Origin of the sequence: Natrinema sp. LN54 (genome assembly GCF_052439245.1) — an archaeon.
In the GTDB taxonomy this organism is placed as follows: Archaea; Halobacteriota; Halobacteria; order Halobacteriales; family Natrialbaceae; genus Natrinema; species Natrinema versiforme_A.
Genome location: NZ_JBQVRP010000002.1, coordinates 502,796 through 515,321, shown reverse-complemented (window position 1 = coordinate 515,321; position 12,526 = coordinate 502,796). Strand labels below are relative to the sequence as shown.

General features: G+C 65.2%; 11 protein-coding genes. 8 read left to right on the top strand and 3 right to left on the bottom strand.

Annotation, left to right across the window (positions count from 1 at the left end):
• Positions 1–115: 115 nt before the first annotated feature.
• Positions 116–364: a sporulation control protein gene (locus tag ACT4ML_RS07790; RefSeq protein WP_444720347.1), complete on the bottom strand. Its 249-nt coding sequence runs from the start codon at positions 362–364 to the stop codon at positions 116–118.
• Positions 365–987: 623 nt separating this feature from the next.
• On the opposite strand from ACT4ML_RS07790, the gene ACT4ML_RS07785 reads away from it, so the two are divergent.
• From ACT4ML_RS07785 to ACT4ML_RS07775, 3 genes are all read left to right on the top strand, one after another.
• Positions 988–1,845: an HpcH/HpaI aldolase/citrate lyase family protein gene (locus tag ACT4ML_RS07785; protein WP_444720346.1), complete on the top strand. Its 858-nt coding sequence runs from the start codon at positions 988–990 to the stop codon at positions 1,843–1,845.
• 108 nt (positions 1,846–1,953) lie between these two features.
• A complete protein-coding gene (locus tag ACT4ML_RS07780; protein ID WP_444720345.1) occupies positions 1,954–3,210 on the top strand; it encodes a Glu/Leu/Phe/Val family dehydrogenase in 1,257 nt (418 codons plus the stop codon).
• 126 nt (positions 3,211–3,336) lie between these two features.
• Positions 3,337–4,107 (top strand): DUF6517 family protein, encoded by a 771-nt coding sequence (locus tag ACT4ML_RS07775; protein WP_444720344.1) that lies wholly within the window; start codon positions 3,337–3,339, stop codon positions 4,105–4,107.
• Between the two features lie 84 nt (positions 4,108–4,191).
• Here the strand turns inward: ACT4ML_RS07775 and ACT4ML_RS07770 are convergent, their stop codons facing one another.
• Both ACT4ML_RS07770 and ACT4ML_RS07765 read right to left on the bottom strand, forming a co-directional pair.
• On the bottom strand, positions 4,192–5,334 hold the full coding sequence (locus tag ACT4ML_RS07770) for an acyl-CoA dehydrogenase family protein (RefSeq protein ID WP_444720343.1): 1,143 nt from the start codon (positions 5,332–5,334) through the stop codon (positions 4,192–4,194).
• A gap of 92 nt (positions 5,335–5,426) precedes the next feature.
• Entirely contained in the window at positions 5,427–6,662 is a 1,236-nt protein-coding gene (locus tag ACT4ML_RS07765; protein WP_444720342.1) for a DUF7544 domain-containing protein, read from the bottom strand.
• A 150-nt stretch (positions 6,663–6,812) separates the two neighbouring features.
• On the opposite strand from ACT4ML_RS07765, the gene ACT4ML_RS07760 reads away from it, so the two are divergent.
• From ACT4ML_RS07760 to ACT4ML_RS07740, 5 genes are all read left to right on the top strand, one after another.
• On the top strand, positions 6,813–7,622 hold the full coding sequence (locus ACT4ML_RS07760; RefSeq protein WP_444720341.1) for an RIO1 family regulatory kinase/ATPase domain-containing protein: 810 nt from the start codon (positions 6,813–6,815) through the stop codon (positions 7,620–7,622).
• A gap of 93 nt (positions 7,623–7,715) precedes the next feature.
• Entirely contained in the window at positions 7,716–8,234 is a 519-nt protein-coding gene (locus tag ACT4ML_RS07755) for a hypothetical protein (protein ID WP_444720340.1), read from the top strand.
• Between the two features lie 408 nt (positions 8,235–8,642).
• Positions 8,643–10,175: an aldehyde dehydrogenase family protein gene (locus ACT4ML_RS07750; protein ID WP_444720339.1), complete on the top strand. Its 1,533-nt coding sequence runs from the start codon at positions 8,643–8,645 to the stop codon at positions 10,173–10,175.
• A gap of 157 nt (positions 10,176–10,332) precedes the next feature.
• Positions 10,333–11,520 (top strand): bifunctional sugar-1-phosphate nucleotidylyltransferase/acetyltransferase, encoded by a 1,188-nt coding sequence (gene glmU, locus ACT4ML_RS07745; protein ID WP_444720338.1) that lies wholly within the window; start codon positions 10,333–10,335, stop codon positions 11,518–11,520.
• 170 nt (positions 11,521–11,690) lie between these two features.
• A complete protein-coding gene (locus ACT4ML_RS07740; protein WP_444720609.1) occupies positions 11,691–12,413 on the top strand; it encodes a hypothetical protein in 723 nt (240 codons plus the stop codon).
• Positions 12,414–12,526 lie beyond the last annotated feature (113 nt).

Sequence of the window (12,526 nt, the reverse complement as noted above, 5' to 3'; positions counted from 1 at the left end):
AGCCGGATGCAGACTGAACTCGCATCGTGAGCGGTCCACACCCCTCGTTCAGACTGAAAATGCGAGCCGGTGGAGATGAGAGACGAGACCGGTCGGATGGAGACCGCTGTGCTCGTTACGGCGGCGTCGCAGATCGGTTTCGAGCGGCCCCGAGGCGATACAGCGCGATCGCGATCGCTTGGACCAGCAGGACCAAAAGGACGCTGTCCACGAGAAAGACGGCGACGATACTGCAGACGAACGCGACGATCGCGATAAGCAGCGGAGAACGGCGGTTGTGAACCGCGGCTTCGCGGTAGACGAACCGTGCGATGTTCCCTTGGAGACCGAGATAGACGACAAATCCGAGTGCGATCGCAGGCATATGGTTTCGTTCCTGTCATACCGTATATCTTTTGTGTCTTCTCGCCGGGTGGCTCCCGCTGCGTCTACAGCACGACTGCCGACTTTCAGAAGATCGAGACACGAGCCACGATTTGCCGCTCGAGCCACTCTATCGGCAGATTCCCGTCTCAGATTGGCCATTGATCGAACAGAAGCCCGCAGGAATGGTTCGGAATCGCCGGCAGTCGTCGACACCCCGCCCCCGCTCGGACCCGTTTTCACTCTGAACGGGGGGTGTGGGCCCCATCACCGTCGCTTCGCCGCCGGAGTGCCCCTCGTGCAGAGTGAAAACATCGCAACCGCAGTCGGGGGTTTCACTCTGCACGAGGGGTGGGAACGATTTGCGCACCGAGCAGCACCGGCCATCGCTTCGGTCACGAACCACCCCCACGTGTCGACGCGCCTTTCACTCTGCACGAGGGGTGTCCGTCACCGAACGGGTCACTGTCCGCGTGAGACCGTCTATGATCCGTTCGACGGTCGCAGCCCCGGTCGGGTTCCCACTCGAGTGTGCTCCTCGAATCGAATACTCGAGCGGTCGTCGACGCGTCGAAACGCGCCGCCACACCGACGCCTTTGACCCTGGACGACCGAGATGAGGACATGGTTCGCAGAAGCGTCCTGTTCACGCCCGGTGACCGACCCGAAATGTGCCGGAAAGCGCCCGAGTCCGGAGCGGACGTGATCGTCTTCGACCTCGAGGACGCCGTCTCCCCCCAGCGAAAACCAGAGGCCCGCGAGGCCGTTCGGGATGTGCTGACCGATCCCGACTTCGATCCCGAGTGTGAGGTCTGCGTTCGAGTCAACGCGGCGGAATCGACGCTCAGGGACGACCTCGATGCCCTACTGGGAGACGGCACGGAACTCCGGCTCGATAGCGTCATGCTCCCGAAGGTCGGCTCGGCCGACGACGTCCACGCGCTCGTCGACGAACTCGGTACGTACGAGACGATGTTGCCCGTCTTCGCGCTGATCGAGAGCGCCGCCGGCGTCCTCGCGGCAGCCGAAATCGCGGCCGTGGCCGCGACCGACGCGCTGGTGTTCGGCGCGGAAGACCTCTCGGCGGACATCGGGGCGACCCGGACCGCAGAGGGTATCGAAGTACTCTACGCGCGGGAACGCGTCGTGCTCGCGGCGGCGGCCAACGAGTGCACCGCGATCGACACCATCGTCTCCGACTTCGAGGACGAAGACGCATTGCGCGAGGACGTCGACTTCGCGATCCAGTTGGGGTACGACGGCAAACTGGCGATCCACCCCGCGCAGGTCGAACCGATCAACGAGGCGTTTACGCCCTCGGCGGCGGACCGCGAGTGGGCGACCCGCGTCCTCGAGGCCAAACGCGAGGCCGACGCCGAGGGGCGTGGCGTCTTCGCGGTCGACGGCGAGATGATCGACGCGCCGCTGATCGCCCGCGCCGAACGGATCATTGAGCGGGCAGAAGCCGCCGAGGAGGTCTGACCGAACGATCAATATAAAAGGTACTTTCAAGGATCAAACTGGACGAGTGGCCCATTCCATGATAGATATTCGCTACGCTTATCCCTCGGTCGCCGGAACCCACTGCGTATGAGCGATGATACCAACCCGTTCGAAAGCCTGCAGTCGCAGATCGACGACGCTGCGGCGTACCTCGACATCGGCGACGATGTGATCGAGCGGCTCAAACACCCCGAGCGAGTGCTCGAGACCAATCTCACGATCGAACGCGACGACGGCGACCTCGAGCGATTCACGGCCTTCCGCTCGCAGTTCAACGGCGACCGCGGTCCCTACAAGGGCGGCATCCGCTATCACCCGCAGGTCTCCCGCGACGAGGTCAAGGCGCTCTCGGGCTGGATGACGTACAAAACCGCGATCGTCGACATCCCGCTCGGCGGCGGCAAAGGCGGGATCGCGGTCGATCCGGACGACTACTCCGAAGCGGAACTCGAGCGACTTACCCGCTCGTTCGCGAAAGAACTCCGCCCGCTGATCGGTGAGGACCGGGACGTTCCCGCACCCGACGTGAACACGGGCCAGCGGGAGATGAACTGGATCAAAGACACCTACGAGACCCTCGAGAACACGACCGAGCCGGGCGTCATCACGGGCAAGGCACTCGACTCCGGCGGGAGCGAGGGCCGCGTCGAGGCCACCGGTCGCTCGACCGTCATCGCCGCGCGCGAGGCCTTCGACTACCTCGACAAGGATCTCGAGGGCGCGACCGTCGCCGTGCAGGGCTACGGCAACGCCGGCTGGATCGCCGCCAAACTGATCGACGAGATGGGCGCGACCGTCGTCGCGGCCAGCGACTCGAGCGGCGGTATCTACAACCCGGACGGGTTCGATCCGGTCGCGGCCAAGGACTACAAGAACGAGACCGGCAGCGTCGTCGGCTACGAGGAAAGCGAAGCGGAACTCACCAACGACGAAGTCCTCACCCTCGACGTCGACCTGCTGATCCCGGCCGCGCTCGAGAACGCGATCGACGCCGACCTCGCCGAGGACGTCGAGGCGGACGTCATTTCCGAAGCCGCGAACGGGCCGCTGACCCCCGCGGCCGACGACGTGCTCGAGGAGAAAGACGTCTTCGTCATTCCGGACATCCTCGCGAACGCGGGCGGCGTCACGGTCTCGTACTTCGAGTGGGTCCAGAACCGCCAGCGCTTCTACTGGGCCGAAGAGCGGGTCAACGACGAACTCGAGACGGTCATCGTCGACGCCTTCGACGCCCTCGTCGAGACCTACGAGGAACACGACCTCGAGAACCCCCGAACTGCGGCCTACGTCGTCGCGGTCCAGCGGGTCGCCGACGCCTTCGCGGAAGCCGGGAGCTGGCCCTGATTCGGGGACCGGTCGTCCGCGGCCCAGAACCATCGGTTCGTGCGGGCGCGGCCGATTTCCTTTCGTATTGACAGACGGTCGTCGTTCCAACAAACACTTACCAACTGAACCGCCATTTCTCAGGAAATGAATCGACGAACCGTACTCGCTGGCGCTGGAGCTGCAGGCCTCGCCGGCCTCTCGGGCTGTCTGGGACTGATCGGTATGGACGAACACGAGTCCTCGCCCGCCGGGGTCGAGGCGGACACGCGATCGGCGACCGGCTACGACCAGATCGGTATCGAGGAGGTCGTCGTCGAGCGGGAGGTCGGGCCCCTCTCCGAGGAGATCAGCGTCACGAACTACAAGACCACCCACGAGAAGGCAGTGGATATGGGGCCGCTGGGCCGACAGCGCGGTGCCGTCTTCATCGTCCTGACGACGCCGCAGGTCTCCCTGCTCGGCCGGGAGTTCAACCCCGTCGAGGAGATGTCCGCCACCGAACTCATGGAACTCGTCGCGAGCAACTACGACGGGCTCGGCGACGTCTCCCCCGACGAGGAGTTCTCCGTCTCGATCCTCGAGGAGGAGACGACGCGGTCGCGGTTCACCGGCGAGGCCCAGTTCGACGGTGCCGACGTCGACGTCGACGTCCACGTCAGCGAAGCCGTCGAGGCAGGCGAGGACCTGCTCGTCAGCATCGGCGTCTACCCACGACGGCTCCGCGGTCAAGAGGAAGACCGCATCGTCTCGCTCATGGAGTCCGTTACTACCGATGTCGACGAGGACGCCTCGAGCGGAGATTCCGGTTCCGACGGCGACGGCGGCAACGAGAGCAGTGACGACTCGGGGAGCGGAAACGAGACCAACAGCAGTGACGGCAACGAGAGCGACGGCGACGACGGCATCCTCAATTAAGCCGGTCCGGCGACCGGGTCGACCGCGAGAGCCGCTCGGCGTTCGTCAGCCGCGCCGCCTCGAGCCCGCAGCCGCCGGAGCCGTCTACAGGCCCAATTCCCGGCCGATGACCACGTGTTGAATCTCGCTGGTCCCCTCGCCGATCTCCATGAGCTTCGCGTCGCGGTAGAACCGTTGCGGCGCGAAATCGGTGGTGTAGCCGTAGCCCCCGAGCACTTGGACGGCGTCCTCTGCCACCTCGCGGGCCGCCTCGCTGGCGTCGAGTTTCGCGAGCGCGGACTCTCGGGTGACGGGATCGCCCCGATCGTACGTCCGCGCGGCTCTGTGCGTGAGCAGTCGCGCTCGCTCCGTCTTGCGGTGCATGTCGACGATCGTGTCCCGAACCGCGTCGAACTCGCAGATCGGCTGGCCGAACTGCTCGCGTTCCTTGCTGTAGGCTTTGGCGTGCTCGTAGGCCCCCTGTGCGAGCCCCGTCGAGAGCGCGGCGATGGAGATGCGGCCACCGTCGAGGGTCTTCTTCGTCTGTTCCCAGCCCTCGCCCTCCTCACCGAGTAGGCGGTCCTCCGGCAGGCGCACGTTCTCGAGGGAGATTTCACAGGTCGGAGAGGCGTTCAGCCCCATCTTGTCCCAGACCGTCGTCACCTCGAAGCCGTCGTCCTCGCGCGGGTCGACGATGAACGTCGAGATCCCGTCGTAGCCGGCATCGGGGTCCGTGACCGCTTTGACGAGGATCGAACCGGCCTCGGAGGCGTTCGTGATGAACTGCTTGGTGCCGTCGAGGACCCACTCGTCGCCCTCTTTCCGGGCGGTCGTGTCCATGTCCGACGCGTCGGAGCCGCTACTGGGTTCGGTCAGCGCCCAGCCGCCGACGTAGTCGCCCTCGGCGAGCGGGCGCAGCCAGCGTTCTTTCTGGGCCTCGGAGCCGAACAGTTCGATGGGTTTCGACGCGAGCGACGTGTGGGCGACGTAGGAGAGCCCGATCGCGCCGGAGACACGGCCGAGTTCCTCGGCGACCAGCGCGTACATGAGCGTGTCACCGCCGAGCCCGCCGTTCTCCTCGGCGATCGGGACGCCCATCATATCGAGATCGGCGAGCTGGTCGAAGATTTCGGCGGGGAACCGGTGCTCGTCCTCGATCTCCTGGGCGATCGGCTCGATCTCCCGCTCGCAGAAGTCCCTCACGGTCTCCCGGATCATCCGGTGTTCGTCGGGCAGGTCGAACTCCATACGTGACACTTGCTAGCGCCCGAAATAAGCGCACCGACGATCCGCACGATCGCACGACGATGGCCGTCTCCCGCGACCCGTCGGAGACAGTTCTACCGCCAGCCGTCGTCGTCCTCGTCGCGGTCGTTCGAGCCGTCTCGGTCGTCCCGCCAGTCGCGACTGTCCGACCCACCTCGGTCGTCCGGCTCGTCGTCCCAATCGCCGGAGTCGTCCCAGCCGCTCGAGTCGTCCCGTCCGTCCGAACCATCCCGACCATCGGAATCGCCCCAGCCGGAGCCGTCGTCGGACTCGAACCCACCGGATTCGGTTCCGCCCCCGGCGTCGTCCCGCCCGGCCGATCCGAGACCGCCGTTACGGACCGCCTCCCGTCGGTCGGGGATGAGATCGAGATCGTCGTCGGCATCGCCGAGGAGCAACAATGCGTAATACCGGAAGTACGCCGTAATCGGGACGTAAAACAGGAGAGCGAAGACCGCGAACAGCACGAGGCCGACGAGGGCGACCAGAATTGCCAGTACTAGGCCGATCGCATCGAGGGCGATGAACAGCAGGATCGCGACGATAGCGAACGGAATCGCCAGTATCAACCCGCCGAGTCCGAGGACGAGTCCGGCGGCGATACCGACGATGAGCTGGAGGACCCAGACCAGCAGCAGGTAGACGCCGTAATCCGCCCAATTCGCTCGTAGCGTCGCCCGGAACCGACCCCACGAGGCGAGCACGCCGCGGTCCTCGAGCAACATGATCGGCGTGACGAAGTCAGTGGTGAATCGCATCACGATTGTGTAAATCAGCCCCAGCGCGAGCGCGTAGAGGATGTAGAGCAGGAGGAAGGTGGCCGAAACGCCGTCGAGCCCGGATTCCATCGAGAGGATGATGGCTACGGCCGGGACGACAGCGAGGGCGCCGACCAGGATCTGGAGACCGAGTCGGAAGAGGAACAGCCACAGCCCCTTCCCGAGGTTCGCCGAGAAGTAGCGCCTGAGACGCACGTCGGACGAGCGAAGCGACTCGAGAAAGACGAACTCCATGACCGCGGCGACGAACTCGAGGGTGAGCCAGAGCACGAGGACGACCGCGAGGATAGCAAGCACCCAGAAGAGCACGTCGTCGACGGGAAGGTCCGTGGATCCCGTCGGCTGTTCGCCCTCGAACGTCGGGTCATCGGTGCTCGCTCCGAAATTGCCGGGAAATCCCATCCCGCCGATCCCGAACGAACCCACGAAAAAGACGACGAGCGCGAGTTTGAGCCACGTTCCTTTCCGAACCGGTGTCAAGCGGTTTCGCGTGACATCGATCGCATCGCCGAGATCGTCGATAGCGTCCATATTACTCGACGATACTTTCGCAGCAGTGATAATAATACTGTTCTGATGGGCAGTCAGTGAACGGGACGAGCAAACGGTCGGTCGACGGCAGACACGTTCCCCCGGCAACACTTCGAGGAACATTTAACCACAACCGCCGACAGTGCGAGTATGGATATCCGCCGGCTCGCACGAGGATCCGTCGAGTGGAGCCGCATCGAGCGTGTCGTCCGCACGCTGGCGGATCGCTACGACCGCGACTGCGTCCGCGTCGAGTTCCTCGAGGCCGACAACTGGCTCTCGACGCCTTGCGTCATCGACGACGAGTGGTTCGTCAAGATCGTCTCCCGGCAGAACGCGCTGGTCCACGCGGTGCTGACGACCGGTCGCAACGTCGGCGCGTTCTCCGCCGGGAGCGAGGGCTTTTTCGACCGCTTCGACACGCCCCGCGAGATGGTCGAACACGAGTACGCGGCGACCGAACGGATGCGGGAAATCGGCGTCAACGCGCCCCGACCGATCGATGCATTCGAAGTCAACGGCCTCGGCGTGCTCGTCCTCGAGTACCTCCCCGACTTCCGGTCACTCGACGACGTCTCGGACGATATCGTCGCGGGACGAGCGCCCGAACTGTTCGCGATGCTCGCGACCGTCCACGAACACGGGCTCGCCCACGGCGACCTGCGGGCCGAGAACATCCTCCTCTGTGACGGCGAGTTCTACTTCATCGACGCCACCAGCGTCAACGACGACCGCGTCGACGAGACAACGGCCTACGATCTGGCCTGTGCGCTGGCCGTCCTCGAGCCCCGAATCGGGCCGCGGAACGCCGTCGACGCGGCCGCGACGGCCTACGGCCCCGACGTATTGCTCTCCGCGCGGGAGTTCCTCGACTTCGTCCGGCTCCGACCCGATCACGAGTTCGACTCGACGACCCTGCGGAGCGAACTCGAGAAGGCGGCCGATCTGGGCGGGCAGTGACCGAAGGACGACCGGCGGTCGATCGGAACAGCGGCCACAGCACAGGCCAGTGCAGGCACCACGGGTTTTCGCGGGGTGGCGCTATGGTCGCGCATGTGCGCAACGTTTACCGACGACGATGTCGGGAAACGGGTCGAAACCGCCGGCGGCGACGTCCTCGGGACCGTCGAGATGACCGAACCCGAGACGGCCTACGTCGACGTGAACGACGACGCCCGAAACACGCTTCGGGCGATCCTCGAGTGGGAGAACGAGGCGAACGTCGTCCCGATGGACGCCGCGGCCGTCGGCGAGGTCACCGGGACCGCGATTCGACTCGAGGGAGAGCGCGACTCGCTCGCGGCGTCGGACGAGGGAACTGATCCGGTCATCGAGCGCGACGAGAGCACTGACGCGCGAGACGACAGCGACGAACAGCGGACGATGGGGCCGCCGTCCGGAACGCCCGACGAGCCGGCCGCGAGCGAGGAGGGTCGGACCGGCGAGGGCCTCGAGCCCTCGACGGAGGGGATGACCGAGGCGGGTGACGAACGCCACGAGGACTTAGAGGACGCGCCGCCGGAGGGTGAACGGACCGTCACCGAGGACCGCGGGACGGAAGAGGATCGATAAGTGAGCGTTCGAACTTTCCATTAGTCGATACCGTATTCCTCGTCACGGTACGGATCATATCTTCGGCCGCAATTATCGCATTCATAGAATTGTATCCGCCATCCCGGCGTCGTATAGTGTGCTGAGTACGTCTCACGCTTCCCACAACGTGGGCAGATAGTTGGTGGAGACGATTCCATCACTGGTAATGACTAAATGTACCACGATAAATTCGTTCCCTGTACTGAGCACGTAATCCGAATCTCTTCGTTGCTCGGCAGACAGAGCGAATCTCCACAGTGGTCACACGGCTGTCGTCGAGCGTGTTCATAGCAGTGACTGTCTTTCCTCGAGTCGAGCACCATCCACCCGATTCGGGGCGTGTGAACCACCATCAGGATTTTCACCGCTGCCGCCGTCCGGTCTAGTATGAGCCAGCAACTCACCGAACAGGTACACGGCCACTACATCGGCGGCGAGTGGACTGAAGGGGACGAGGACACCTTCGAGAGCGAGAATCCCGCCACCGGGGAGACGCTGGCGACCTTCCAGCGCGGGACCGAAGCCGACGTCGACGCGGCCCTCGAGGCCGCCGAGGACGCGTTCGAGGAGTGGCGCTCCCTGTCCTACATCGACCGCGCGGAGTACCTCTGGGACATCTATCACGAGCTGCGGGAGCGCCACGAGGAGCTGGGCGAGATCGTCTCGAAGGAGTGTGGCAAGGAGATTTCCGAGGGGAAGGCAGACGTCACCGAGGCGTGGCACATGGTCGAGTGGGCGGCGGGCAACGCGCGCCACCCCCACGGCGACGTGGTTCCGTCGGAGGTCGCGGGCAAGGACTCGTTCATGCGCCGGAAACCGCGGGGCGTCATCGGCTGTATCACGCCGTGGAACTTCCCGGTCGCGATCCCGTTCTGGCACATGGCCATCGCCTTGGTCGAGGGCAACACCGTCGTCTGGAAGCCCGCCGAGCAGACGCCGTGGTGCGGCCAGATCATCGCCGAGATGATGGACGACGCCGGGATTCCCGACGGCGTCTTCAACATGGTACAGGGCTTCGGCGACGCCGGCGCGGCCATCACGGACGACGAGCGCGTCGACACCGTGCTCTTTACCGGCTCCGCGGAGGTCGGCCACGAGATCGCCGGCAAGGTCGGCGGCGAACCCGGCAAACTCGCGGCCTGCGAGATGGGCGGCAAGAACGGGATCGTCGTCACCGAGGAGGCGGATCTGGACATCGCCGTCCACTCCGCCGTGATGAGTTCGTTCAAGACCACCGGCCAGCGCTGCGTCTCGAGCGAGCGCCTGATCGTCCACGAGGACGTCTACGACGAGTTCAAAGCGCGGTTCGTCGACATCGCCGAGGACATCGCAGTCGGCGACCCGCTCGAGGCGGACACGTTCATGGGACCGGCCATCGAGGCCGACCACGTCGAGAAGATCAGCCGGCACAACGACCTCGCCCGCGAGGAGGGCGCGACCGTCTTGGTCGATCGGTTCGAACTCGAGGAGAGCGAGATTCCGGACGGGCATGACGGTGGTCACTGGGTCGGCCCGTTCGTCTACGAGATCGACTACGAGTCCGACCTGCGCTGTCTGAACGAGGAGTGTTTCGGCCCGCACGTGGCCCTGATCGAGTACGCGGGCGATATCGAGGACGCGGTCGAGATCCACAACGACACCCCCTACGGGCTCGCTGGGGCGATCATCTCGGAGGACTACCGCCAGATCAACTACTTCCGCGACCGCGCGGACATCGGGCTCGCGTACGCGAACCTGCCGTGTATCGGCGCGGAGGTCCAACTCCCCTTCGGCGGCGTCAAGAAATCGGGCAACGGCTACCCCAGCGCCCGCGAGGCCATCGAAGCCGTCACCGAGCGGACCGCGTGGACGATGAACAACGCCGAGGACATCGAGATGGCACAGGGGCTGTCGGCCGACATCAAGACATCCGAGGACTGAGCAGGTACTCGAGGCTGTCTCGACACGCCCCACGAGGTAGAGTCCCGCCACATCGACGCGGCGTTCGATTTCCCAGCAGTATTAACGGAACGCTCGTCTTTCATTTTCTACTCGCGAACGAATCGCTTATCCGGGGATTCGTGGAAGGGGCGAGTACATGAAGGCAGTCGTTCTCGCGGCGGGGCAGGGAACACGAATGCGACCGCTGTCGGAATCGGTGCCGAAGCCGATGCTCCCGGTCGCCGACCGACCGCTTGCGGCCCACACCGTCGACGCGGCGATCGAGGCCGGAGCCGACGAAATCGTGCTCGTGATCGGCTACGAGGCCGAGACGGTCCGGGACTACTTCGGCCCGGAGTACCGGGGCGTCCCCGTCTCCTACGCCGTCCAGGAAGAACAGGCCGGAACCGCCGACGCGGTCAACGCCGCTCGAGACCACCTCGAGGGGCCCTTCGCCGTCCTCAACGGCGACAACCTCTACGATCAGGCCGCGATCGATCGGCTGTTCGACGCCTGTCCGGCGATCTGTGCGATCGAGGTCGATCGGCCGAGCAACTACGGCGTCCTCAGCACCGAACCCGGCGGGGACCGCGTCACGGAAATCGTCGAAAAACCCGACGAACCGCCGACGAATCTCGCCAACGCCGGGGCCTACGCCTTCCCAGCCGAGGCCCGCGAGTGGCTCGAGGTGCCGGCGAGCGAGCGCGGCGAACACGAGATCACCGACGTGGTCGCCCGCGTGATCGACGAGTACGACGTGACGCCGGTGACCCTCGAGCGCTGGCTCGACGTGGGCCGGCCGTGGGAGTTACTCGAGGCGAACGAGTGGAAACTCGCCGACCTCGAGCGCCGGATCGACGGCGACGTGAGCGAGGACGCCACGCTCGAGGGGCGGGTCGTCGTCGAGGAGGGCGCGACGGTCGAACCCGGCGTCGTGATCGAGGGCCCGGCACTCGTTCGTGAGGGTGCCGAAATCGGACCGAACGCGTACGTCCGCGGCGCGACGCTGGTCGGCCCGGACGCGGAAGTCGGGCACTCGGTCGAGATCAAAAACAGCGTCCTCTCGCGGGGCACGTCGGTCAGTCACCTCTCCTACGTCGGCGACAGCGTCCTCGGCCGGAACGTCAATTTCGGCGCGGGAACAAACGTCGCGAACCTCCGCCACGACGACGCCGATATCGAGTTCACCGTCAAGGGCGACCGCGTCTCCACCGGCCGCCGGAAGTTCGGCGTCGTCGCCGGTGACGAGGCCAAGACGGGCATCAACACGAGTCTCACGCCCGGCCTGAAACTCGAGGGCGGCGCGACTACACATCCCGGCGAAACCGTTGATCGGGACCGATAACCGGTGACCGGTGACGGCGGACCGTCTCTAACGCCGTTCGCCGGCTGTTACCACCGCTTTTGGCGAATGGTTTTCTTCCGGTAGTCGTTGCTCGAGCACCAGTGCTTATGTCCCTCTGCTGACTGGTGGCACGCATGTCGTCGGCGACGGTTCGCGGAACGATCAGGGGGATGGGGAAACGAGCGAATCCGGCGTTTGCGGTCGCTGTCGTAGCGGTTCCGCTCGCCGCACTCGGCTACGCGGTAACGGTCGCGACGATCCAGCAACACACCTTCGTCCACGTGATGGCGGGGATTCTGTGGACGGGGTTCGACGTCTTCATCGGTGCCGTCCTCGGGCCGGTCATCGGCGGTCTCGACGACGAACAGAGCGCGGCGGTGTTCCAGCGGCTCACGCCCAAGACGGCGTTTCTCCTCCCGTCGCTCGCGTTCGTCACGATCGCCGGCGGCATCACGCTGGCTCAACGAACCGGCATGTTTCCCCACGCCGAGTCGTGGCTGGCGCTGTTTACCGCGGCGAACCTCATTCCGATCCTGCTGTTGTTGGGCTGGCGGCTGAACGCGTGGCGCGATCGGCGCTGGCAGGTCCCGTTCGCCCTCGCGACGGTCGGCTCGCTGGCGTGGATCGCGGTCACCGTCGACGGGTTCGCGATGACCGATCCCGCGATCGCCGTCGCGCTCGGAATCGTCACGATCCTCTCGGTGCAGGGTTTCGGCTTCCTGCTACCCGGCGAACTCCGCATGTACAAGGAGATGCGCTCGGCCGATCCCGACCCGTCGATCATTTCCGCGATCGGCCGACAGAACGCGATGCTCGGGGGCGTGCAGGGCTTCTTCCAACTCGTCCTCATCCTCGATATGGTCTATCTGCGCTACGGCGGCTTCCCCGTCTGACTCGAGCGAAAACGGGCGAGAACGGGCGAAGACGAACCTCAAGAGTCTCGGATCGAAGTCGAACGGTATCGAAACGAGAGCGCGGCGAAAGGTGGGACGAGGAGACGGGTGCG